This is a genomic window from Polaromonas sp. SP1, assembly GCF_003711205.1.
Taxonomy (GTDB): Bacteria; Pseudomonadota; Gammaproteobacteria; order Burkholderiales; family Burkholderiaceae_C; genus Polaromonas.
Genome location: NZ_CP031013.1, coordinates 4,291,938 through 4,315,657 on the forward strand (window position 1 = coordinate 4,291,938; position 23,720 = coordinate 4,315,657).

At 63.5% G+C, this 23,720-nt stretch carries 25 protein-coding genes; 18 read left to right on the forward strand and 7 right to left on the reverse strand.

Going from position 1 to position 23,720, the window contains the following annotated elements:
- The first annotated feature begins 32 nt into the window (after positions 1-32).
- From DT070_RS20155 to tolA, 11 genes are all read left to right on the forward strand, one after another.
- The gene (locus DT070_RS20155; RefSeq protein WP_122957003.1) at positions 33-518 is read left to right on the forward strand and encodes a type IV pilin protein; all 486 of its coding nucleotides are present in this window, start codon (positions 33-35) and stop codon (positions 516-518) included.
- A 42-nt stretch (positions 519-560) separates the two neighbouring features.
- A complete protein-coding gene (gene ribD, locus DT070_RS20160) occupies positions 561-1,685 on the forward strand; it encodes a bifunctional diaminohydroxyphosphoribosylaminopyrimidine deaminase/5-amino-6-(5-phosphoribosylamino)uracil reductase RibD (protein ID WP_122957514.1) in 1,125 nt (374 codons plus the stop codon).
- Positions 1,686-1,805: 120 nt separating this feature from the next.
- Positions 1,806-2,453 carry a riboflavin synthase gene (locus DT070_RS20165; protein WP_122957004.1) on the forward strand — a complete coding sequence of 216 codons (648 nt, stop codon included), beginning with the start codon at positions 1,806-1,808 and terminating at the stop codon, positions 2,451-2,453.
- A 3-nt stretch (positions 2,454-2,456) separates the two neighbouring features.
- On the forward strand, positions 2,457-3,572 hold the full coding sequence (gene ribBA / locus DT070_RS20170) for a bifunctional 3,4-dihydroxy-2-butanone-4-phosphate synthase/GTP cyclohydrolase II (RefSeq protein WP_122957005.1): 1,116 nt from the start codon (positions 2,457-2,459) through the stop codon (positions 3,570-3,572).
- 61 nt (positions 3,573-3,633) lie between these two features.
- The gene (gene ribH / locus DT070_RS20175; protein WP_122957006.1) at positions 3,634-4,098 is read left to right on the forward strand and encodes a 6,7-dimethyl-8-ribityllumazine synthase; all 465 of its coding nucleotides are present in this window, start codon (positions 3,634-3,636) and stop codon (positions 4,096-4,098) included.
- Positions 4,099-4,137: 39 nt separating this feature from the next.
- Complete coding sequence (gene nusB / locus DT070_RS20180) at positions 4,138-4,665, forward strand: transcription antitermination factor NusB (protein ID WP_122957007.1); 528 nt, start codon at positions 4,138-4,140, stop codon at positions 4,663-4,665.
- A 10-nt stretch (positions 4,666-4,675) separates the two neighbouring features.
- Positions 4,676-5,872 (forward strand): pyridoxal phosphate-dependent aminotransferase, encoded by a 1,197-nt coding sequence (locus tag DT070_RS20185; RefSeq protein WP_122957008.1) that lies wholly within the window; start codon positions 4,676-4,678, stop codon positions 5,870-5,872.
- On the forward strand, positions 5,869-6,393 hold the full coding sequence (locus DT070_RS20190) for a YbgC/FadM family acyl-CoA thioesterase (RefSeq protein WP_122957009.1): 525 nt from the start codon (positions 5,869-5,871) through the stop codon (positions 6,391-6,393). The genes DT070_RS20185 and DT070_RS20190 overlap by 4 nt, the downstream gene beginning before the upstream one ends.
- A 13-nt stretch (positions 6,394-6,406) precedes the next feature.
- Positions 6,407-7,099 (forward strand): protein TolQ, encoded by a 693-nt coding sequence (tolQ, locus tag DT070_RS20195; RefSeq protein WP_122957010.1) that lies wholly within the window; start codon positions 6,407-6,409, stop codon positions 7,097-7,099.
- A gap of 18 nt (positions 7,100-7,117) precedes the next feature.
- Entirely contained in the window at positions 7,118-7,564 is a 447-nt protein-coding gene (locus tag DT070_RS20200) for a biopolymer transporter ExbD (protein ID WP_122957011.1), read from the forward strand.
- Positions 7,565-7,588: 24 nt separating this feature from the next.
- Entirely contained in the window at positions 7,589-8,506 is a 918-nt protein-coding gene (gene tolA / locus DT070_RS20205) for a cell envelope integrity protein TolA (RefSeq protein WP_122957012.1), read from the forward strand.
- Between the two features lie 120 nt (positions 8,507-8,626).
- On the opposite strand, the gene dnaE is transcribed toward tolA, so the two are convergent.
- Positions 8,627-12,109 (reverse strand): DNA polymerase III subunit alpha, encoded by a 3,483-nt coding sequence (gene dnaE, locus DT070_RS20210; protein WP_122957515.1) that lies wholly within the window; start codon positions 12,107-12,109, stop codon positions 8,627-8,629.
- An 86-nt stretch (positions 12,110-12,195) separates the two neighbouring features.
- On the opposite strand from dnaE, the gene DT070_RS20215 reads away from it, so the two are divergent.
- Positions 12,196-13,002 carry a sulfurtransferase gene (locus tag DT070_RS20215; RefSeq protein WP_122957013.1) on the forward strand — a complete coding sequence of 269 codons (807 nt, stop codon included), beginning with the start codon at positions 12,196-12,198 and terminating at the stop codon, positions 13,000-13,002.
- A gap of 76 nt (positions 13,003-13,078) precedes the next feature.
- A complete protein-coding gene (egtB, locus tag DT070_RS20220) occupies positions 13,079-14,413 on the forward strand; it encodes an ergothioneine biosynthesis protein EgtB (protein ID WP_122957014.1) in 1,335 nt (444 codons plus the stop codon).
- Between the two features lie 6 nt (positions 14,414-14,419).
- On the opposite strand, the gene DT070_RS20225 is transcribed toward egtB, so the two are convergent.
- From DT070_RS20225 to DT070_RS20250, 6 genes are all read right to left on the reverse strand, one after another.
- Complete coding sequence (locus tag DT070_RS20225) at positions 14,420-15,115, reverse strand: DUF599 domain-containing protein (protein ID WP_122957015.1); 696 nt, start codon at positions 15,113-15,115, stop codon at positions 14,420-14,422.
- Between the two features lie 37 nt (positions 15,116-15,152).
- Positions 15,153-16,037, reverse strand: coding sequence for a pirin family protein (locus tag DT070_RS20230; protein ID WP_122957016.1), 885 nt, complete (start codon positions 16,035-16,037; stop codon positions 15,153-15,155).
- Positions 16,034-16,441 (reverse strand): OsmC family protein, encoded by a 408-nt coding sequence (locus DT070_RS20235; RefSeq protein WP_122957017.1) that lies wholly within the window; start codon positions 16,439-16,441, stop codon positions 16,034-16,036. Before DT070_RS20235 ends, DT070_RS20230 begins: the two co-directional genes overlap by 4 nt.
- A 28-nt stretch (positions 16,442-16,469) precedes the next feature.
- Positions 16,470-17,024, reverse strand: coding sequence for a flavodoxin family protein (locus tag DT070_RS20240; RefSeq protein ID WP_122957018.1), 555 nt, complete (start codon positions 17,022-17,024; stop codon positions 16,470-16,472).
- A 111-nt stretch (positions 17,025-17,135) separates the two neighbouring features.
- Positions 17,136-17,531, reverse strand: coding sequence for a DoxX family protein (locus tag DT070_RS20245; RefSeq protein WP_122957019.1), 396 nt, complete (start codon positions 17,529-17,531; stop codon positions 17,136-17,138).
- Between the two features lie 138 nt (positions 17,532-17,669).
- Entirely contained in the window at positions 17,670-18,371 is a 702-nt protein-coding gene (locus DT070_RS20250; protein ID WP_122957020.1) for a pirin family protein, read from the reverse strand.
- 156 nt (positions 18,372-18,527) lie between these two features.
- Between DT070_RS20250 and DT070_RS20255 the strand changes: the two genes are divergently transcribed.
- From DT070_RS20255 to DT070_RS20280, 5 genes are all read left to right on the forward strand, one after another.
- Entirely contained in the window at positions 18,528-19,481 is a 954-nt protein-coding gene (locus tag DT070_RS20255; protein WP_122957021.1) for a LysR family transcriptional regulator, read from the forward strand.
- A gap of 198 nt (positions 19,482-19,679) precedes the next feature.
- Complete coding sequence (locus DT070_RS20260) at positions 19,680-20,750, forward strand: NAD(P)/FAD-dependent oxidoreductase (RefSeq protein ID WP_122957022.1); 1,071 nt, start codon at positions 19,680-19,682, stop codon at positions 20,748-20,750.
- 109 nt (positions 20,751-20,859) lie between these two features.
- Positions 20,860-21,858 carry a tRNA glutamyl-Q(34) synthetase GluQRS gene (gluQRS, locus tag DT070_RS20270; RefSeq protein WP_122957516.1) on the forward strand — a complete coding sequence of 333 codons (999 nt, stop codon included), beginning with the start codon at positions 20,860-20,862 and terminating at the stop codon, positions 21,856-21,858.
- Positions 21,859-21,871: 13 nt separating this feature from the next.
- The gene (gene trmB / locus DT070_RS20275; RefSeq protein ID WP_228778634.1) at positions 21,872-22,591 is read left to right on the forward strand and encodes a tRNA (guanosine(46)-N7)-methyltransferase TrmB; all 720 of its coding nucleotides are present in this window, start codon (positions 21,872-21,874) and stop codon (positions 22,589-22,591) included.
- 18 nt (positions 22,592-22,609) lie between these two features.
- Positions 22,610-23,524 carry an RluA family pseudouridine synthase gene (locus DT070_RS20280; protein WP_122957024.1) on the forward strand — a complete coding sequence of 305 codons (915 nt, stop codon included), beginning with the start codon at positions 22,610-22,612 and terminating at the stop codon, positions 23,522-23,524.
- Positions 23,525-23,720: the final 196 nt, after the last annotated feature.

The following is a 23,720-nucleotide window of genomic DNA, read 5'->3' on the forward strand; positions in this document are numbered from 1 at the left end:
TGAAAATCGCTGCTTTTACCAAGAGATCATTCATGATGACCACATCGAACAAAAACGGCGGCTCGGCGGGCTTCACGCTGATTGAGATCATGATCGTGGTGGCGATTGTCGGCCTGCTGGCCGCGATCGCCCTGCCGTCCTACCAGAGCTATATAGCACGCGGCAACCGCGCCGCGGCGCGGGTGGCGCTCTCGCAAGCTGCCCAATACATGCAGCGCTTCTACGCCGCCAACGACCGCTACGACGCCGACCGCACGGGTACCCAGACAATCTGGGCCACCATGCCGCCCACTTTCATGAAGGCGCCCGCAGATGGCACCGCGCTCTATGAAATCTCCAACACCGGCACCAATCCGAGCACTGCTACCGCGAGCACGTTCACGCTTATCATGCGTCCTGTGTCCACAGCCAGCATGGTCAATGACAAGTGCGGCGGATTCACCCTGACGCAGGCGGGTGTCAAAGGCATCACCGCCGCAGCCCCGACCGCCGCCTTGATCGCGGAATGCTGGCGTTAAAACGATAGGCCCCGTCCCCCGATGTGGCCGCAGCGGGGAACCATGCAACAGCCCATCCACAAAGCCTCCACTCCCGAATTTATTCAAGCAGCCCTGCAGGCTGCGGCCAACGCACCCCACAGCGCATCGCCCAATCCGCGCATAGGGTGTGTCCTGGTCTCGGCCGACGGGCAAGCCATAGGGCTGGGCCACACACAACAGGCCGGCGGCCCGCATGCGGAAATCATGGCGCTGCGCGATGCAGCGGCCCGAGGCCATTCCACGGAAGGCGCTACGGCCTTCGTCACGCTGGAGCCCTGCTCCCACCATGGGCGTACGGGCCCCTGCTGCGACGCCTTGATTGCCGCGGGCATTCGCAAGGTTGTCGCCTCCATGGCGGACCCCAACCCCCTGGTTTCCGGCCAAGGCTTTGAGCGCCTGCGCGCGGCGGGCATAGCGGTTGACGTGGGCGCCGGCGCCGCGCAGGCCAAAGAACTCAACATCGGCTTCTTCAGCCGCATGGTCCGCAAAACCCCCTGGGTCCGGATGAAAATCGCGGCTTCGCTGGACGGCGCCACCGCTTTGTCCAATGGCCAGAGCCAGTGGATCACCTCACCCGAGGCCAGGGCCGACGGCCATGCCTGGCGCGCCCGGGCCTCTGCCGTGCTGACAGGTATCGGCACCGTACTGCAAGACAACCCAGGCCTGGATGTCCGTTTGGTGGAGACCCCGGTCCAACCCTATCGCGTCATCGTTGACAGCCTGCTGCAGACGCCGGTTGATGCCAGGATTTTCCAGGCCGGCGGCCCGGTCTGGATTTACACCGCCATCCAGGGCTCGCCCCGGGAAGCCGCCCTGGTGGCCAAGGGCGCCACGGTCACGTTCTTGCCGGATGCACGTGGAAAAGTGGACCTGGCCGCCATGATGAAAGACCTGGCCCGCCGCGAAATCAACGAACTCCATGTGGAAGCCGGCAGCAAGCTGAACGGCTCGCTCATCCGGGAAGGCCTGGTGGATGAGGTCCTCGTCTACCTCGCCCCCAAGTTGCTGGGCCCCGGTCTCGGCATGGCCTCCATAGGCCCTTTTCAGGCGCTTTCAGAAGCCGTGCCGCTGCAATTTCACTCGGCGGACCGGGTGGGCGCTGATTTGCGCGTGATCGCTCGCATCACGGGGCGAGACCAGTTTTAGAACAGCTTCTTGGCACGGCCCGGCCTTGAGCCGCCCTGAAACCAGGGCTTTAAGCCTTCTTTTGCCGGCCTTTGGCGCCCTTCCCGGCGTGCTGTCCCCATTCCCTGCGAAAATAGAGCCATGTTTACCGGAATCATTACCGGCATGGGGCGCATCGTCGCCATCCATAGCCTGGGCAGCTCTTCAGACCACGGCAAGCGGCTCACCGTTGAGGCGCCTGCGGGTTACCTCGACGACGTGGGCCTGGGGGACAGCATTGCGCTGAACGGCGCTTGCATGACAGCCACCAGCCTGGACATCCCCAACCAGCGCTTCACCATCGACATTTCCGCTGAATCGCTTGCCAAAACCACGGGACTGGCCGAGCCCGGCCCCATCAACCTGGAAAAAGCCCTGCGCGCCCATGACCGCCTGGGTGGCCACATCGTGTCCGGCCATGTCGACGGCATCGGCAGCGTGACGCACTTTGCGCAAGTCGGCGAAAGCTGGGAACTGCGCATACGCGCGCCGCGCGAGCTGAGCAAATACCTGGCCTACAAGGGCTCCATCACCGTCAATGGCGTCAGCCTGACCGTCAACCGGGTCGTTGACCTGCCCGGCGAGTCCGGCGGCAGCGAGATCAGCATCAACCTGATCCCACACACGGTCGAAAACACCGCCCTGGGCCAATTGGCCGCAGGCTCCAGCGTCAACCTGGAAATCGACCTGATCGCGCGGTACGTGGAGCGTATGCTCAACGACCCCCACAAAAATATCAAAACCCCCTGAACCATGACCACTGCCTCCACTGTCATTTCGCCCGTTGAAGAAATCGTCGCCGACATGCGTGCCGGCCGCATGGTCATCCTGATTGACGAAGAAGACCGCGAAAACGAGGGCGACCTGGTGCTCGCGGCGGACCACGTGACGCCGGAGGCCATCAATTTCATGGCGCGCTTCGGCCGCGGGCTGATCTGCCTCACGCTGACCCGCGATCGCTGCGAGCTGTTGCAGCTGCCGCCCATGGCCACGCGCAACGGCACCAAACATTCCACGGCATTCACCGTGTCCATTGAAGCCGCCGAGGGCGTGACCACCGGCATCTCCGCAGCCGACCGTGCCCGCACCGTGCAGGCCGCCGTCGCCAAAGACGCCAAGGTCAGTGACCTGGTGCAGCCCGGCCACATCTTCCCGCTGCAGGCCGTTGATGGCGGCGTTCTGATGCGCGCCGGCCACACCGAAGCCGGCTGCGACCTGGCCGGCATGGCCGGTTGCTCCCCTGCCGCCGTGATCTGCGAGATCATGAAAGACGACGGCACCATGGCGCGCCTCCCGGATTTGCTGCTGTTTGCCGCCGAACACGGCCTGAAGATCGGCACCATTGCCGACCTCATTGAGCACCGCAGCCGCAACGACTCCCTGGTCGAGAAGATCGGCTGCCGCACGATACAGACCGCTTTTGGTGAATTCACGGCCCACGCCTTTCGTGACAAACCCAGCCAGGGCCTGCACCTGGCGCTGGTGCGCGGTGAATGGTCTGCCAACGACGTGGTCGCCGCGCGCGTGCACGAGCCCCTCTCGGTACTCGACGTCCTTGAAACCGGCCGTCCGATGCATTCATGGAGCCTGGACCAAAGCCTCAAGCACATCGCGGACGAAGGCAAAGGTGTGGCCGTGTTGCTGAACTGCGGTGAAAGTGCCGCGCAATTGCTGGCCCAGTTTGAAGGCACCGCACGCGCCAGCCAGGCGCCCGAGCGCGGCCGCATGGACTTGCGCACTTACGGCGTGGGCGCGCAGATCCTGCGCGAATGCGGCGTGCACAAAATGAACCTGATGGGCAACCCGCGCCGCATGCCCAGCATGACGGGCTATGGCCTCGAGATCGTCGGCTACATCACCAAAGACTGACTTTCCCCTTCCGCCATTTCATCCATTTATAAATCTACAAATCAATCAAAAGGGAATCACCGTGTTTGGAGCAGAAAAAGGGACAGCCGACAAGCTGGACGGCAGAAAACTTTCCATCGGCATCGTGCAGGCGCGCTTCAATGAAAGCATCACCAACGCCCTGGCCGAAGCGTGCAAGCATGAGCTTGCAGCCCTGGGCGTGCACGAAGACAACATCCGGCACATCCTGGTGCCCGGCGCACTCGAAGTGCCCTGCGCACTGCAGGCCCTGGCCGAAAGCGACAAGTACGACGCGCTGATTGCCCTAGGCTGCATCATCCGCGGCGAGACCTACCACTTCGAGCTGGTCGCCAACGAAAGCGGCTCGGCCGTCACACGCCTGGCGCTGGACTACCAGTTGCCGATCGCCAACGCCATCCTGACGACCGAAAACCTGGCGCAGGCGCAGGCCCGCCAGGTTGAAAAAGGCCGTGACGCCGCCCGCGTGGCCGTCGAAATGGCCAACCTGATCAATGAAATTGCCTGAGCCACGGCTCTCACACCCCTAACCCGACTGGCACTTTTCATGGCTGATCCCATCATCAAACCCAAACGACCGCCCCAAACCCGCACCGGCCTGACCGATACGGGCGTTAAAAAGGCGGCAGACAAATCGGCACGCACCCGCGCCCGCGAATTCGCCCTGCAGGCGCTCTACCAGCACCTGGTCGGCCGCAACGAGGCCGACTCGATCGATGCCTTCACACGCGACCTGGTGGGCTTTCACAAGGCCGACTCCGCCCACTACGATGCCCTGCTGCACGGCTGCATTGAAGGCGCCAAAACACTGGACGCCGCCATCACCCCCCTGCTGGACCGGCCTATGGCCGAGATCTCGCCCATCGAGCATGCCGTGCTGTGGATAGGCGCCTATGAGTTCACCCATTGCCTGGACGTGCCCTGGCGCGTCGTGATCAACGAGTGCATCGAGCTTTCCAAGGCCTTCGGCGGCACCGACGGCCACAAATACGTCAATGGCGTGCTGAACAAGCTGGCGCCCGCCCTGCGCGCCGCTGAAGTGGCCGCCGACAAATCCAGGCAAAACCCGGCGTGAGGGGCTGCCTGTGAAGATCGCGCAGCGGGCTCAGCGCATTGAGCCGTTTTATGTCATGGAAGTCGCCAAGGCAGCTTCCGCACTGGCGCAGGAGTTCGCCCACACCAATAAGCCGATGATCTTCCTGAATATCGGCGAGCCGGACTTCACCGCGCCGCCATTGGTGCAACAAGCCGCAGCACGCGCCATCGAAAACGGCACAACGCAGTACACCCAGGCCACCGGCCTGCCGGCCCTGCGCGAGCGCATCAGCGACTGGTATACCTCGCGTTTCGGCGCCCAGGTGGCCCCCAGCCGCATCATCATCACGGCGGGCGCTTCGGCCGCACTGCAATTGGCCTGCCTGGCTTTGATTGAAGCCGGTGACGAAATCCTGATGCCGGACCCCAGCTACCCCTGCAACCGCCATTTCGTCAGCGCTGCGGAAGGCCAGGCCGTGCTGGTACCCACCACGGCGGGCGAGCGCTTTCAACTGACCCGTGAAAAAGTCGAAGCCGCCTGGAACCCCAAGACACGCGGCGTGCTGCTGGCCTCGCCCTCCAACCCGACAGGCACGTCGATTGCGCCTGAAGAGCTGCAGCGTATCCACGAGTTCGTGCACAGCCGCGGCGGCATCACGCTGATCGACGAGATCTACCTGGGCCTCAGCTACGAAGAGCACTTCGGGCATTCGGCGCTGGCCATGCCCGGTGAGCTGGGTCAAAGCGTCATCAGCATCAACAGCTTCAGCAAGTACTTCAACATGACCGGCTGGCGACTGGGCTGGCTTGTGGTGCCTGAAGCCCTTGCGCCTGTGATTGAACGCATTGCGCAAAACCTCTTCATCTGCGCCAGCACGGTGGCCCAGCATGCCGCCCTTGCCTGCTTTGAGGCCGAGAGCCTGCGCGAATACGAACGCCGGCGCGCCGAGTTCAAGGCACGCCGCGATTACTTCATTCCGGAACTCAATCGCCTGGGCCTCACGGTGCCGGTGATGCCGGACGGCGCTTTCTACGCCTACGCCGATTGCACCGAAGCCGCAAAACGCCTGGGTGTCAGCGGTAGCTGGGACTTCGCCTTCGAGCTGATGAAGCGCGCCCACCTGGCTGTCACACCGGGCCGCGATTTCGGGCTGGCAGCGCCAGAGCGCTTCATCCGCTTTTCCACCGCCAACTCCATGGCGCAGCTGCAGGAAGCCGTGGCCCGTCTCAAGGCGGTGCTGGCATGACCGCAGGCGAGCGGGTTTTCAGCTGGCCCCTGCGGGTCTACTGGGAAGACACCGACGCCGGCGGGATTGTGTTTTACGCAAACTACCTGAAATTTTTTGAACGTTCGCGCACCGAATGGCTCAGATCATTGGGTATTGAACAGCAGCGCCTGCGGGAAAGCACCGGCGGCATCTTTGTGGTGGCCGAAACAAGCGTCCGCTACCACCGCTCGGCCCGCCTGGATGATGAACTGATTGTTACGGCGGCTCTGGTCGAATCAGGCCGGGCGTCCATGATAATCAAGCAGCAGGTGCTATTAAAAACAGAGCAAAATCTATCCAGCGAAAGCTTGAGTGACGCGCAATTTTCCGACGGGCCGCCCATAGGAAAATTAGCCCCCTCGGGGGGCAGCGTATTACACGAAGCGAAAAGCGTGGGGGCCCTACTCTGTGAAGGCACTATACGGATTGGCTGGGTTGATGCCGCCAGCCTGCAACCCCAACGTATTCCTGCCTCCATTCTTGACAGCCTGAAAACGTGAACAAAGCTTCAATATGAACCAAGACCTTTCCATCGTCAGCCTGATCCTCAATGCCAGCTGGGTTGTGCAGGCCGTGGTGGCGCTGCTGGTCGGCGTCTCCATTGCCAGTTGGGCCGCGATCTTCCGCAAGATCATCGCGCTCAAGAAAGTGCAAAAGCTCAACGACGAATTCGACCGCGAGTTCTGGTCCGGCACCAGCCTGAACGACCTCTTTGCCGGTGCCGCGCAAAACGCCAAGCATTCGGGCCCGATGGAGCGAATCTTCGCCAGCGGCATGCGCGAATACCAAAAGCTGCGCGAGCGCCACATCACCGACCCCGGCACCCTGCTGGACGGCGCGCGCCGCGCCATGCGCGCCAGCTACCAGCGTGAACTCGACGCCATCGAAGCCAACCTGTCTTTCCTTGCCACCGTTGGTTCGGTCTCGCCTTACGTGGGCCTCTTCGGCACGGTCTGGGGCATCATGCACGCCTTCACCGGTCTGGCGGCGCTGGAGCAGGTCACGCTGGCCACGGTGGCGCCCGGCATTGCCGAGGCACTGGTGGCCACGGCCATCGGCCTGTTTGCCGCCATCCCTGCGGTGGTGGCCTACAACCGCTTTTCGCACGACATCGACCGCGTGGCCAACCGGCTTGAAACCTTCATCGAAGAGTTTTCCAACATCCTCCAACGCAACCTGGGCGCCCAATCACCTTCGGGCCACTAGAGCTGTAAGGAGACCACGATGCCAGCAGTCAACTCCCGCCGCGGCCGTAGCCGGCGCACCATCAGCGAAATCAACATGGTGCCGTTCATCGACGTCATGCTGGTGCTGCTCATCATCTTCATGGTGACGGCGCCGCTGATCACCCCCAGCATGATCGCGCTCCCCAAGGTCGGCAAGGCACCCAGCCAGCCGCAAAACCCGGTGCAGATCCTGATCAGCAAAGACGAAACCGTGCAGATCAAGATCAAGATCAAGACCGACAGCGTGCCCAGCAATGTGCGCAATGTGGCCGGCGACATCGCCAGGCTGGAGCCCGCCGTCAAGGCCGAAGGTGCGCAGGCCGTGCCGGTGGTCATCAGCGCCGACAAGTCGATCAAGTACGAAACCGTCGTCCAGGTCATGGACAACCTGCAAAAAGCCGGTGTGTCGCGCGTCGGCCTTTCGGTGCAGACCGGCGGCAAGTAGCCTTCAGGACGCCCGCAAGCCGCCATGCCCAGCGCAGCCGACCGCCTCGACTTTCTCCCGCCCCGCGATGGTGGGTCCGGCCGTGCGTTTGCCTTTGCCTTGCTGGCGCACGCCCTGCTGATCGCGGCTTTGACATGGGGCGTTAACTGGAAACGCAGCAACCCGGACCTGGCCTTCCAGGCCGAGCTGTGGGCCAACGTTCCGCCCCAGGAGGCGGCGCCCAGGCCGGTCGAAGTGCCCACACCACCGCCACCGCCGCCTCCACCGCAAACCACCCCACAAGTCAGGACACCGCCCACGCCGCCCGAACCCAAGGTAGACATTGCCCTGGAGCAGGAGAAAAAGCGCAAGGTAGAGCAGGCGAAAAAAGAGGCAGAGGCCGAACGCCTGAAAGAAAAGCAGAAGGCTGAGCTTCAGGCCCGCAAAGACAAGGAAGCAGAAAAGCAAAAAGCCGCCGAAAAGAAAGCCAAAGAAGACCTGGCCAAACGCAAGGCGGCGGAAGACGCCAAAAAGCTGGAAGCCAAACAGGACGACAAAGCAGCCGCACAGCAAAAAGCGGCCCAGGCAGCCGCGGACAAACTGCGCCAGGAAAATCTCCGGCGCATCACCGGCATGGCCGACGCTACCGGCGGCGCCGAGTCCAGGGGCAGCGCACAAAAATCCAGCGGCGGCTCAACGACCTACGGCGCCATCGTCAGGGCCGCCATCAAGCCCAATGTGGTCTTCACCGAAGAGATCAACGGCAACCCGATGGCGAAAGTCGAAGTCCGCGTCACGCTGGACGGCAGCATCATCAGTACCAAGCTGGTTCAGTCCAGCGGCAACAAGGCCTGGGATGATGCCGCCATCAATGCCATCATCCGCACCCGCGTCATGCCGCGGGACGTTGACGGCCGCATCCCGGACACCACCCTGATCCTGGAAATGCGGCCCAGGAACTAGGCGCGTAAGCGCAGGCGCAGGCCCGCTGGGCCCCGCGCTGCCGGGTTAGTTGTCTCAAGCGCTCTTTGCTATCAAATTTATAGCTAAAAGCCCATACCCATCATGGGCTAGAGGCCGATTTCACTCATAAACAATCTGCACCAGCCCGCGGTCGGCCTGCGCCATCCAGCTGGCCAGCGCCGCATCGGTCGGGAAGAATTTGGCGGCTTCGCCCAGCTGCAGCTCTGCCGTGGCGCCGGCTACGCCGTTTTGCCGCCTGAGGCTCAGGCGCACCGGCAGGCCGCGCACGAGCTCGCCCTGATCCGACATTTCGCGGCGCGGCGGGAAGTCGCGCACCAGCCTGGAGATGTCGGGCGCGCTGCCGTTGACCGCCACACGCAGATACTTGCCGAACTTGCAGCGCGCGGTTTCCAGGTCCCACACCTGCGTGACCTTGAAGCGGCGGCCGAAACGCTCGGACGCGCCTTGCAGCGTTCCCTGCACGATGACCAGCTCGTCATCCTTGAGCAGGTTGCGGTTGGCGTTGAAGGTTGCCTCATCCACAGACGCTTCGAGCACATCGGTCTTGTCGTCGAGCTTGAAAATAATCAGCTTGCCGCGGTTGCCGTTGATGATGCGCAGGTCGCTCAAAATCGCGGCCAGCAGTTGCGGCTCGCGCGAGTCGATCAGGTCTTCGATCTTGCGCTTGGCAAACTGGCGGACTTCGGTTTCCACCTCGTCAAAGAGATGCCCCGAGAGGTAAAACCCGATCGCGGTTTTTTCCTGCACCAGGCGCGCCTTCACGCCGAAAGGCATGGCCTCGACCAGCGGCGGCTCCTGCGTGCTGGCCGCGTGCGAGTCGGACATGTCGAACAGCCCACCCTGGTTGGCATTGGCTTCGGTAGCGACGGCGAATTCAAAAGCCCGGTCTACCGACGCCAGCAGCGAAGCGCGGTTGAGCTGCAGGTTGTCGAAGGCGCCGCCCTTGATGAGCGCCTCCACCGTGCGTTTGTTCAGGCGGCTGCGGTCCACGCGCACGCAAAAATCGTACAGCGAGGTGAAGGGGCCGCCTTCTTTGCGCGCCGCCACGATGGCGGCAATCGCCTGCTGGCCGGTGCCCTTGATGGCGCCCAGGCCGTAGCGCACCGAGGTCGCGCTGATCGGCTCAAACCGGTAGTCGCCGCGGTTGATGTCGGGCGACTCGAACTGCACGCCCATCTTCTGCGCGTCGCCGAACAAGACCTTGAGCTTGTCGGTGTCGTCCATTTCCACCGTCATGTTGGCGGCGAAGAATTCGGCGGTGTAGTGCACCTTGAGCCAGGCCGTGTGATAGGCCAGCAGCGCATAGGCGGCGGAGTGTGACTTGTTGAAGCCGTAGCCCGCGAACTTTTCCATCAGGTCGAAAACCTCGTCGGCTTTCTCCAGGCTCAGGCCGCCCTCGCCGGCGCCCTTGCGGAACACCTCGCGCTGCGCGTCCATCTCCTCTTTTTTCTTCTTGCCCATCGCGCGGCGCAGCAGGTCGGCGCCGCCCAGTGAGTAGCCGCCCAGGATCTGCGCGGTCTGCATCACCTGCTCCTGGTAGACCATGATGCCGTAGGTCTCTTCCAGGATGGCCTTGACGCGCGGGTCCGGGTACTCGGGCACTTCCTTGCCCTGCTTGCGCGCGATGTAGGTCGGAATCAGCTCCATCGGCCCCGGCCGGTAAAGCGCATTCATGGCGATCAGGTCTTCGAGGCGGTCCGGCTTGGCATCCTTGAGCATGCGCTGCATGCCGATACTTTCAAACTGGAACACGGCTTCGGTCTGGCCCCGGCCGAACAGCTCATACACCTTGCGGTCGTTGAGCGGCAGGTCTTCAAACTTGAAGTCTTTTTGCGCCGGGTGGCGCGCGATGATGAACTCCCGGGCAATCTCCAGGATGGTCAGGGTCGCCAGGCCCAAAAAGTCGAACTTGACGAGGCCGATGGCCTCCACGTCGTCCTTGTCGAACTGGCTCACCGCCGAATCGCTGCCGGGCTGGGCGTAGAGAGGGCAAAAATCCGTCAGCCGGCTGGGCGCGATCAACACGCCGCCGGCATGCATGCCGACGTTGCGGGTCAGGCCTTCGAGCTTTTGCGCCAGCTCCAGCAGCGTGCGCACGTCTTCTTCCTTGCGCTCGCGCTCGGCCAGGATGGGCTCCTGCTCCTTGGCCTGTTCAATCGTGATGTGCTGGCCCGGCTTGTTGGGGATCAGCTTGGAAATGCCGTCGCAAAAACCGTAGGGGAAGTCCAGCACGCGGCCCACATCGCGGATGGCCGCGCGCGCCGCCATGGTGCCGAAGGTCACGATCTGGCTCACGGCTTCCTTGCCGTATTTGTCTTTCACGTAATCGATCACGCGGTCGCGGTTGCTCTGGCAAAAATCGATATCGAAGTCGGGCATGGACACCCGCTCCGGATTCAGGAAGCGCTCGAACAGCAGGTTGTATTGCAGCGGGTCCAGGTCGGTGATCTTGAGTGAATACGCCACCAGCGAGCCAGCACCCGATCCCCGGCCCGGCCCGACCGGGCAACCGTTGTTCTTGGCCCAGTTGATGAAGTCGCCCACGATCAGGAAGTAACCGGGGAAGCCCATCTTCAGGATGGTGTTGATCTCGAATTCGAGCCGCGCCACATACTCGGGCCGCTTCTTGTCGCGCACCGCCGCATCCCGGTAGAGGTGTACCAGCCGCTCCTCCAGCCCTTCAAACGAGGCATGGCGGAAGTACTCGTCAATCGGCATGCGCACGCCGTTGACCGCGGGGGTGGGGTAATCGGGCAGCATCGGCTTGCCCAGCTCCAGCGTGAGGTTGCAGCGCCGGGCGATTTCCAGCGTGTTGGCCAGGGCCGTCGGCACATCGGCAAACAGCTCGGCCATCTGCGCGCTGGACTTGAAGTACTGCTCACGCGTGAACTTGCGCACGCGGCGCGAGTTGCCCAGGATTTCGCCTTCCGAGATGCAGACGCGCGCCTCGTGCGCTTCGTAGTCGTCGTAGGTCAAAAACTGCACTGGATGCGTGGCCACCACCGGCAGCTTGAGCCGCGCCGCGAGCTGGACGGCCGCCACCACATGGCGCTCATCGTCGGGCCGCTGGGCACGCTGCAATTCAAGGTAAAAGCGATGGGGAAAGAGGCCCGCGAAATACAGCGCGCATTCCACGGCGCGGGCGCTGTCGCCCTGAATCAGCGCCTGGCCTACAGCCCCGCCCTGTGCGCCCGACAGGGCGATCAGGCCTTCGTTGAGTTCCTGCAGCCATTCGAGCTTGACCACCGCCTGGTCGCGCACCACGTTTTTGGTCCATGCGCGGGTGATGATTTCGGAGAGATTGAGGTAGCCCTGGCGGCTTTGCACCAGCAGCAGCAGGCGGGCGGCGGGCGCGCCGGGATCTTTGCCGGGCACCTGCACCCAAAGGTCGGCGCCTATGAGCGGCTTGACGCCGGCCCCGCGGGTTTCCTTGTAGAACTTGACGGTGCCGAACAGGTTGGAGAGGTCGGTGATGGCCAGCGCGGGCTGCCGGTCAGCCGCGGCGGCGGCCACGACTTCATCGATGCGGTTGGTGCCGTCGACGACTGAAAATTCGGTGTGAAGGCGCAAATGGACAAACATGCGGACCATTTTAGGGCCGGGGCTGCCCGCTTAGGAGCCCGTGCCGGGTGCAATGGCATGCACGCCTGCCTACAATCAATTCGATCATGCAAATTCTGAACATTGCGGCCTACAAGTTTGTCACGCTGGCGCAGCCTGCGGGGCTGCGGGACAGCATCGCGCAGGCCCTGCAGCAGCGCGCCATCAAAGGCACGGTGCTGCTGGCGGAAGAAGGCATTAACCTCTTCCTGGCGGGCCCCGCGGGCGATATTCATGATTTTTTGGAATGGTTGAAGCAGGACGCCCGTTTTGCCGACCTTGAGACCAAGGAAAGCTGGTCTGGCGCCCAGCCCTTTCGCAAGCTGCTGGTGAAGGTCAAGCCGGAAATCATCCGCATGAACCACCCCGCCATCCAGCCCGCCGCAGGCCGCGCGCCAGCGCTGAGTGCCGCCACACTCAAGCGCTGGCTGGACGCCGGGCACGACGATAGCGGCCGGCCGGTGGTCACGCTGGACACCCGCAATGATTTCGAAGTGGATGTGGGCACCTTCAAAAACGCCATCGACTGGCGCATCCGCAAATTCACGGAATTTCCCCAGGCCCTGCTGGACCACCGGCAAGAGCTTGCCGGCAAGACGGTTGTGAGCTTTTGCACTGGCGGCATACGCTGCGAGAAAGCGGCGATCCTCATGCGTGAAGCCGGCGTCGACAACGTTTTCCAGCTCGATGGCGGCATCCTCAAATACTTCGAGGAAAGCGGGCATGCGCATTTTGAGGGCGAATGTTTTGTTTTTGACGAGCGGCGCGCGCTGGACCCCGCCCTCAAGCCCCAGGTGAGCCCAACGCCGAAACCGCCCGGCCCCAACCCTTCCGGCCGCAGGCACGCGGCAGTCGGGGCCTTGTCTGACAGTTGAGTCCGACGCGCTGTGCGAAGCTTTTTGAATTGTTCGCAAAGCGCCCTTCCCGCTCGGTATTTACACGGTAGCCACCATGCCTACAGAATCATCCCATTCGCGCCTTCCAGCCACCCACGCCCGGCCCTCTGCGCTGGCAACGCGCTTCAGTGCGGTGCGCCAGCAGACCGAGGCCTTGATCAAACCGCTCAGCCCTGAGGACTGCCAACTGCAGTCCATGCCGGACGCCAGCCCCGCCAAATGGCACCTGGCGCACCTGACCTGGTTCTTCGAGACGTTTATCCTGGAGCGCTTCGAGCCCGGCTTCACGCCTTTCGACGCCGGCTTTCGCGTGCTGTTCAACAGCTATTACAACGGTGTTGGAGACAAATACCCGCGCCCCAAACGCGGCCTGATCAGCCGGCCTTCCCTGGACGAAGTGCTGGCCTACCGCGCGCAGGTCAACCAGCGCATGCTGGACGTGATCGCGCGGGTGGAGTCCGGCGCCGATGCCGTCCAACAGCGGGAGCTGGTTGAACTGGTCACCCTGGGCCTTCACCATGAGCAGCAGCACCAGGAGTTGCTGCTGACAGACATCAAACACGCGCTGTCGTTTAACCCGGCACGCCCGGCCTATGCCAGCCGCTGGCCGCTGGCCGGTATCCATCCCCAGCCGGTGAACTGGCTGCGGCATGAGGCGGGTCTGGTGGAGCACGGCTTTGATGCGGCGCGTGACGGCGAATTTGCCTTTGACAACGAAACGCCGCGCCACAAGGTCTATGTAGCCGCCTTCGAGCTGGCCAGCCGGCCGGTGACCAACGGCGAGGTCATGGCCTTTATCGCCGACAAGGGCTACCAGCGCCCCGAGTTGTGGCTGTCCATGGGCTGGGACTGGGTGACGGAAAACCAGGTCATCCTGCCCTTTTACTGGCAAGGCGATGAAGGCCGCTATCAGCACTTCACCCTGCAGGGACTGATCGACGTGGACCCCCATACGCCGGCCTGCCACCTCAGCTACTTTGAAGCCGATGCCTTTGCCCGCTGGTCAGGCGCACGCCTGCCGACCGAGTTTGAGTGGGAGCTCGCCGCGCGCAGTGTGCCCGCAAGCCCCGCGCCACAAGGCAACTTTGTGGAGAAAGCCGCCTACCACCCGCTGCCCCAACAAGAGGGCAGCAGCGGCGTGCCCGCACAGATGTTTGGCGACGTATGGGAATGGACGCAGTCCAACTACAACCCCTACCCAGGCTACAAGCCCTGGGAGGGCCTGGTGGGCGAATACAACGGCAAGTTCATGTGCAATCAGTTTGTGCTGCGCGGCGGCTCTTGCGCCACGCCGCAAAGCCACATACGCGCCAGCTACCGCAACTTCTTTCCGCCCGATGCGCGCTGGCAGTTCAGCGGCCTGCGGCTGGCGCGTGACCTGCCGCAGTGAACTGAATCAATCCCGCAAAACGCCGAGGACGTCGGAGTTGAACTCGCGGTTGTAGAGGATCAGCACGACCACCGCGGTGGCCAATGCAAATGCGAAGGTCGAAAAAAACCAGGCCATGATCGCAAAGCTGAAGTAGTAGCCGCGCAGCCCGTCGTTAAACGTCTCGGCCGCCAGGGCCACCATGCGGCTGGCGCGCGTGGCGAAAACCTCGCGGTCAAATTTACCGACCTCAAACTCCTGCGGCGACGGCATGGAGCCAATGAGCAGCGCCACAAAGGTGTACTGGCGCATAGACCAGCTGAAGCGAAAGAAGGCGTAGACAAACACGCCCACCATCATCAACACCTTGAGGTCAAAAATCAGCACCGAGGTGCGCACGGCAAACGGGATCTCACGCACCAGCTCGGCCGCCTTGTCGGTGGTGCCCAGCAGGGCGAACAAGCCGCCGATGATGATGATCGTGGTCGACGAGAAAAAGGCCGGCGTGCTGGAAAGGTTCTGCGTGATGATGCCGTCGATCACCCGCGGGTCGCGCGAAGTGGCCTGCAACAGCCAGTAGTGCCGGTAGCGATTGGTGGTGAGCAGCAGGGACGAGCGTTTGACGGCGTAATTCCGGGCAAACCAGGCGTAGCCCGCCCAGCCCAGAAAGAACCAGACAATCGCCAGCCAGTCGGTCCAGGGGAGCAGCGTGAAAATTTGCATCGCGTGATCTTAAGCCCGCAACAAGCCCGGCGCCGTCTCAGCCGGCCGTGAATTTCCGTTCCGGCAAGGGGATGAATTCAGTCTCGCCCGGCACCTGCCCCATGGTTTGCGCGGCCCAGTCTTCACCGGCCTGCACGATGCGCTCCTTGCGGCTGGAGACAAAGTTCCACCACATGAAGCGGTGCGCATCCAGCGCGTCGCCGCCTATCACCACCAGGCGCGTCGGTGTGGCGGCGCTGAGCTGCACGGTGGCGCCGGGCGCGAGGGTGGCCAGGGTGTTCGCCGCCACCGTCTCGCCGTCTACCTGCAAGTCGCCGTCCACCGCGTACACCGCCATCTGCTCCGCAAGGGCAGGCAAGGTGAACAGCGCACCCGCAGCGAGTACTACATCGAGATAAAGGGTTTTCGAAAAGGTCTTGACGGGCGACGTCTTTCCGAAGGCTTCGCCGATCAGGATGCGGACGGCCGACCCATCAACCGTTGCCGTCGGGATTGACTCCGCCGGCGTATGCGAAAAGCCTGGCGCCGTTTCTTCAAATTCTTTCGGCAACGCCGCCCACAGCTGCAAGCCGTGGTTCACATACGCGGTGCCGCGCAAGTCTTCCGGGGCGCGCTCCGAGTGCACGATGCCCCGCCCCGCCGTCATCCAGTTGATGGCGCCGGGCTCTATGCGTTGGGCCGAGCCCAGGCTGTCGCGGTGCATCATCGCTCCCTCGAACAGGTAAGTCACGGTGGCCAGGCCGATGTGCGGATGCGGCCGCACGTCGTGGTTGGCGTCCGGCTGCTCGGTCACCGGGCCGAAATGGTCAAAGAAGATGAAAGGGCCGACAGACTGCTGCTGCGCGGAAGGCAGCAGGCGGCGTACCATGAAGCCGCCGCCCAGGTCTTTGTGATGGCCCGTCAGTTTCAGTGCAACGCTCATGCCAGGCGCTCCACATCTGTGGTGATTTCTGTCGTGACGGTGCTCATGAGTTTGTGTACCGGGCATTTTTGCGCGACGGTGTGCAGCTCCTGCAACTGGGCGTCGGTGAAAGCACCCTTGATCTGGAGTTTGGTGGCCAGCTTGTAGACGCCGGCGCGCTCCTGGGAGTCATCCCGCTCAACGCTCGTTTTGATCTCGTCGACCGGGATTCCCTTCTTGCGGGCGTACCACATCACCGTCACGGCCTTGCAGGCGCCGAGTGCCGCGTCATACAGGTCATGGGGTGAGGGGCCGGCATCGTCGCCGCCTTCTGCCAGTGTGGCGTCGGTGATCAGCGCGTGGTTGCGGATTTGCAGATGCTGGGCCAGCTCTGATGGAAGGTTGCGCCTGAGTTCAACGGTCATGACAAGTCCTGTAAAAAAGAAAACGGGATCAGGCAGCGAACCGTGCGGCGATACCCGCCACGCGCTGTCCGAAGTTGCGGGCATTGTCGAGGTCGCCGGCATTCATTTCGCCGGCGCCCGCGTCAGAGGGAGATTGTGCGACAGCGCCGCTGTAGGAGCCCAGGTAGTTGGCGTCGCTGCGCACCGCCGCCTTGCTGTTGCTGGGCAGCACGCCCTGGCTGACCCAGATGCCGCCGTGCTGCATGGCCAGGGTAAAGAGGTAGGTAAGGGTAGACATCTTGTCACCGCTCATGGCCGCACTGTTGGTGAAGCCGGCGAACAGCTTGTCCTTCCAGGCCTGGGCATACCAGGGCTTGGAAGAGGCATCGGCAAATTTCTTGAACTGCCAGCTCACGCTTCCCATGTAGGTGGGTGAACCCATGACGATGGCGTCGGCGGCGTTCAGCGATTCCCATCCGCCTTCGGGCAGGTTGCCATCGCCGTCGATCGCCAGCAACTCGGCGCCCGCGCCTTCTGCCACTGATTGCGCCATGCGCTGGGTATGGCCGTATCCGGAGTGGTAAACCACGACAACTTTGGGCATTCAGGTTCTTTCGGGGAGTGATTGAAATCGGGTTGCAGTCAAACAAAAGGCAAAGAAAAGGGAAAAGGCCGCAGCCCGGGTTGTAAAACCCTGCTGCAGCCTTTTTGTGGATCAGCCCTTGGTCTTGCCGTCCAGGCTCCAGGCGCCGCCGCCGAAAGCCGCGATGCTGAACAGGCCGCCGACGATCGCCATGTTCTTGAAGAACATCATTTGTTGCGTGGGGTCGGTCCAGAACGCATGGAAGATGCAGGTGATGACGACCGTGAAGAGGCCGATGGCCAGCGCGGCCCAGCGCGTCTGGAAGCCCACGGCCAGAAGGATGCCCAGGCCGAGCTCTGCCGCGATGGCAATGGCGGCAGCGACTTCCGGCAGCGGCACGCCTTTGGACGAGATATAGCCCACCGTGCCCGCGAAGCCGGCAATCTTGGAAAAGCCGGCGGGTACAAAGAGCAGGGCCAACAGCAGGCGGCCGATCAGCGCGAGAGGGTTTTGCAGGGAATTGAGCATGTGAGTCCTTATGAAAGTAAGTTAACGGGGAAATGATGGAGGAAAAAAACACTCTGGGCAAGCGCCATGCGCCTGTGCGCATCGCGCGCTTGCCCGGGGTGAAGGGTTACAAGGTGTTATCGAGTGGCGTATCGCGCGTCAAGGCGCCAGGTCAAACACCAGCACTTCGGCGTCCTGGCCATTTGCCAGTTGCAGCGTGCCTTCCGATTGCAGGGCCGCGGCATCACCGGCCTTCAGCACCTGGCCGTTGACTTCGAGCTGCCCGCGAATCAGGTGCACATATGTCTTGCGCGTAGAGGCCAGTTCCAGCGACGCGGTTTCTGCGCCGTCGAAGAGGCCGGCGTAAATCCTGGCGTCGGCATGAATCAGCACGGAGCCTTGGGCCCCATCGGGTGATGCCACCAGGCGCAGGGCCCCTCGCTTTTCAGCGTCGGCAAAGGTCTTTTGCTCATAGCTGGGGGGAATGCCCGTCACATTGGGTTCGATCCAGATCTGCAGGAAGTGCGTGGTCTGGCCTTCGGCGTGGTTGAACTCGCTGTGCTGCACACCCGTGCCTGCACTCATGCGCTGCACGTCGCCGGGCGGGATGCCCTTGATGTTGCCGATGCTGTCTTTGTGCGCCAGCTCGCCGCTCAGCACATAGCTGATGATTTCCATGTCCTTGTGGCCGTGCGTGCCGAAGCCGCGGCCGGCGGCGATGCGGTCTTCATTGATGACGCGCAGGTTGCCAAAGCCCATGTGGGCCGGGTCGTAGTAGCCGGCAAAAGAAAAGGAATGAAACGACTTGAGCCAGCCGTGGTCGGCGTAGCCGCGTTCGCTGGAGGTTCTTAAGGTCATCATCAGGTGCTCCTTTCAGGGTGCGTGGGTAATAACTGAAGTTCGAAGTGAGTTCGTTTGCGATGACTCCAATGTAGGTTTCAGGGCCCTGCTTTCCATTGCTGCGGTTTGATGGCATCATTCAAATTATTCGAATGATCATGGACTTAGTGAACAAACATGGCAAGCCTCAATAACCGCGTGCGCGACGCCCTCACGCCTGAAACCATCAGCCTGATAGGCGCGGTGCACCGCGCCGGCAGCATGGCCGCAGCCGCACGGGAACTGGGCCTGGTTCCCAGCGCCCTGACCTACCGGATCCGCCAGGTCGAAGATGCACTGGACGTGCTGCTGTTTGACCGCTCTTCGCGCCAGGCCAAATTGACCGAAGCCGGCAAGGAACTGCTGCGCGAAGGCAACCGCCTGCTGGCGGAGCTCGACGCCGTGGCCAACCGGGTCAAGCGTGTGGCCACCGGCTGGGAGCCCGAGCTCACGCTGGCGGTGGACAGCGTGATCTCGCGCACCACGGTGATGGAGCTGTGCGAGGCCTTTTTTGCACTGAACCCGCCGACCCGACTGCGCATTCGGGAAGAGGCGCTGTCGGGCACGCTGGAAGCGCTGACCTCGGGCCAGGCGGACATCGCCATCGGCGTGGCCATTGAGCCGGCCGTGAACACCTCGGTGCTGCACAAGACGCTCGGCACCATTCATTTCATTTATGTGGTGGCGCCGCACCACCCGCTGGCCAAGGCGGACGAGCCGGTGACGGACGACATGCTTATGCCGCACCGCGCCGTGGCGGTGGCCGACTCGGTGCAGCGCGGCAGCGGCGTAACTATAGGCCTGCTGGGCGGCCAGGACATCTTCACCGTGCCCGGCATGCAGGAAAAGCTGCATGCGCAACTGCGCGGGCTGGGCGGCGGCTTCCTGCCGGAATACCTGGCGCGCCCGCATGTCATCACCGGCAGGCTGGTCGAAAAGCGCATGCAGCGCGCGCCGCGCCAGGTGCCGATGAGCTACGCGTGGATGCGCGCGCCCGACGGCAAAGAGGGGCGCGCACTGCAGTGGTGGCTCAAGCAGCTTGAAAATGCCGGCACGCGAAAAGCGCTGCTGGAGCGCGACCAGGCCGTGTGAAAACCCGTAGTCGCGATGCAATCCATGCGCGCGCGGCTCGCCTGCGTGTAGAGTGTGCTTAAAACCTGATGACGATTTAAACGCGTTCTTGTGGTTTTCGTTTATGGTTGAGATGAGATGAGCAACGCCGGGGGGCCGTGAGCTGCATGCGAAAGCCGCAAGCCGCCCCATTCATCAACCCCACATAAGTACAAAGACATGGCCAAAAAATCCAGCATCCGATCTCCTGAATCCGCGGCACCGCGGCGCATCGCCGTGGTGGGCGCGGGCATCGCCGGCGTAGCGTGCGCGCGCACACTGGTGCAGGCAGGGCATGACGTCACCGTTTTCGAGAAAAGCACCGGCGCCGGCGGCCGCATGGCAACGCGGGAAAGCGAATTCGGCGGCTTCGACCACGGCACCCAATACTTCACCGTGCGCGACGCCCGGTTTGAAAAAGCCCTGGCCACCGCCACAAAGCTGGTGCGCCCCTGGAGCGCCAATACCGTACGCATCCTGGACGAGCTGGGTCGCGTGGTGGCGTCGGCGCTGCCGCCCAAAGAAGCCCATTGGGTCGCTACACCCGGCATGAACGCGCTCGTCAGGGAATGGGCGCAGCCCCTGGCCGCTGCCGGCCGGCTGGTGCTTGAAACTGAGGTGACGCGGATCGAGCCCGACAAGCTGCACGCCGAACAGTGGCAGCTGCAGACCGAAGGCGCCGGCAGCCGGGTTCACTCCGGTTTTGATGCCGTGGTTCTGGCGATCCCCTCCGCGCAGGCGCAAGCCCTGCTGCTCAGCTCCCAGCAGGGCAAGCCCTTGATGACCGAACTTTCAAAAGTCAGCGTGGCGCCGTGCTGGACCTTGATGCTGGCCTTTCCGAAAGCGCTGCAGCCCACCATGGCGCACCTGGGCCCTCACTGGAATGCGGCGCGCAGCACCCACCACCGGATTGCCTGGCTGGCGCGCGAATCCTCCAAGCCCGGGCGCAGCCCGATCGAGCGCTGGACGGTGCAGGCCAGCCCCGAATGGTCGGAACGCCACCTGGAAGACGACGCCGAGCGCGTCAAGGCCAAGCTGCTCAAGGCCTTCACCGAAGTCACCGGCATCCGCGCCGAGCCGCCCCACGCCGTGGTGCACCGCTGGCGCCATGCCCAAACCATGCAGCCCCTGGGCAAGACCCACGCCTGGGACCCCAAATCGCGCATCGGCGCCTGTGGCGACTGGTGCCTGGGGCACCGCGTGGAAGACGGCTTCGTATCGGGCCTTGAGATGGCCCTGGAACTTTGTTAGCCCCCACGCTTGTCGCTTCGCGTACTGCGCTGCCCCCCGAGGGGGCTGGCCTTACTTGGGGCGGCCCGGCGTGGCGGCCGGCCTGAACACCGTCAACGGAGGCACCGGCATGGGGGCCGCTTACCGGGGCCGGTTTGCGCCCTCTCCAACTGGCCCGCTTCACGCCGGTTCGCTGGTGGCGGCCCTGGCCAGCTGGCTGGATGCCCGCGCGCATCGAGGCAAGTGGCTGGTGCGCATCGAAGACGTCGACATGCCGCGCTGTGTGCCTGGTGCCGACCGCATCATTCTTGAGCAACTGGCCCACTGCGGCCTGGCGCCCGACGAACCGCCGGTCTACCAGTCGCAGCGCGGCGCCCTGTACCAAAACGCACTGGACTCATTGATCGCCCATGGGCTGGCCTACCCCTGCGCCTGCACGCGCCAGGACATCGCCCGGGCGCTGGCCGCGTCGGGCCAGGCGCGCGAACGCCATGGCGAGCTGGTCTACCCGGGTACCTGCCGCGACGGACTGCACGGGCGCCCCGCGCGGGCCTGGCGGTTTGGCGTGCAGAGTTATGAACAAAATACGGCTCAAGCCCATACTGCACCTGGGCTTTCAGCTATCAATTCAATAGCAGATCGCACCCAAAGCGAATCCAGCCGCAATGCCGAAACCGTCTGGCACGACCGCCTTCTGGGCCCGCAGGCACAGGACGTCAGCCGCGAAGTGGGCGACTTTGTCCTCAAGCGGGCCGACGGCCTGTGGGCCTACCAGCTGGCGGTGGTGGTCGACGATGCCGCCCAGGGCATCACCGACATCGTGCGCGGCGAGGACCTGGCCGACAACACGGCGCGGCAAATTTTGCTGCAGCGCGCGCTGGGCCTGCCCACGCCGCGCTACCTGCACACGCCGCTGGTGCTGGGCGCCAACGGCGAAAAGCTCTCCAAACAAAACGGCGCCGAGGCGCTGGACACGGCCCAGCCGTTGCAGTTGCTGGCTCAGGCAGGCAAGGCCCTGGGGCTGGAAGGCAAGGCCTTGGCAAGCGCGCACTCACCCGCCGCATGGCTGCAGCAGGCCGTACCGCTTTGGGCGGCTCACTTCGGGCGACTAAAATTGAGCGGTGATTGAAACCCTCCCCCCCGTGCCGCCCTCCTTACCCGAAGGCGCGCCAGCCGACACCCACCCGCCCCACAAAATCCGCAGCTTCGTGCGCCGCACCGGCCGCACCACCGCCGGCCAGGCCAAAGCCTTTGCCGACGTGGGCCCGAAGTTTTTGCTGCCGTATGCCGACGCGCCGCTCGACTTTGAAAGCACCTTTGGGCGCTCGGCCCCCACCGTCCTCGAGATAGGCTTTGGCATGGGCGAAGCCACGGCCCACATTGCCGCGCTGATGCCCGGCACCAACTTCCTCTGCTGCGAAGTGCACACGCCCGGCGTCGGAGCCCTGCTCAAACGCATTGCCGAGCAAAACCTCACCAACATCCGCATCCTGCAGCACGATGCGGTCGAAGTGATGGACGACATGCTCCCGAAAGCCAGCCTGGACGGCGTGCACATCTTTTTCCCCGATCCCTGGCACAAGAAAAAACACAACAAACGCCGCCTGATCCAGCAGCCGCTGATCGCCAAACTGGCCGCGCGCCTCAAGCCCGGCGGCTACCTGCATTGCGCCACCGACTGGCAGCCCTACGCCGAGCAGATCCTGGAAGTCCTGACGGCCGAGCCCTTGCTTCAAAACACGGCCGACGCGTCCCAGGGCGGCTACGCGCCCAAGCCCGCCTACCGGCCGCTGACCAAGTTTGAAAACCGCGGCATCAAGCTCGGCCACGGTGTGTGGGACGTGGTGTTCACCCGTGTGTAAACACCCGTCTGCACCGGCGTGAAAGGGCCTGCCCACGGCTTGCCGGCCCGCAGCGGGGTCAGCCCTAGCTGCGTCGGCCTGCCGGCCGGTGACTGGGGCACCATCACGGACTTCCTGGTCCAGCGCTTTCCTGCGATCCCGCGTGAAACCTGGCTTCAACGCATGGCGGACGGGCTGGTGGCCGATGAATTCGGCGAAGCCGTCACCCCCGAACGCCCCTACCGGGGCCACATGCGCGTTTACTACTACCGCGCCCTGGACGACGAGCCCCGTGTGCCCTTCGAGGCCAGCGTGCTGTGGCAGGACGAGCACCTCGTTGTGGCCGACAAACCGCATTTTTTGCCCGTCACGCCCTCGGGCCACTACCTTCAGGAGACGCTGCTGGTGCGGCTTAAAAACAGCCTGGGCCTGGAAGGCCTGGCGCCGATTCACCGCATAGACCGCGAGACCGCCGGCCTGGTGCTGTTTTCCGTCAAACCCGGTGAGCGCGACGCCTACCAGGCCCTTTTCAGGCGCCACGAAGTACGCAAAGACTACGAAGCCATCGCGCCCTGGCGTGCAGACATCGGCTTTCCGCTGACCCGCAAAAGCCGGATCGTCCAGGGCGAACCCTTCTTCCGGCAATGCGAGGCCGAGGGGGACCCGAACAGCGAAACCCGTATCGACCTTCTGCAGACAGCACCCCGCACCCGCCTGGCGCGTTACGCCTTGAGCCCGGTGACCGGGAAAAAGCACCAGTTGAGGGTGCACATGAATGCCGTGGGCATCCCCATCCTGCATGACCGGATTTACCCGCCGGTGCACCCTACCCCGGATGACGACTACAGCCGGCCGCTGCAACTGCTGGCCAAAACCGTGCGCTTCACGGACCCCTTCACGGGTGAAGCCCGCGCATTTCACACGCGCCTCAGCCTTTTCCTGGACCTGAGTTAGGCGCTGCGGCCCTCATGGGCCGCCCGACTCCCTTGCAACCCTGGATGAGGGCTTGCCCGCGTTTTCACCCCCTTCGGCACCCCGGCGCCAACGATTTGCCGCCTTTTTCCGGCGCGTAGTCCCGCGTCCCGGGCTCCTGCTCACCCTCTTTGTGACGTGAATCCAACGGATTCAGGTGCCATTGAGACGCCTGACC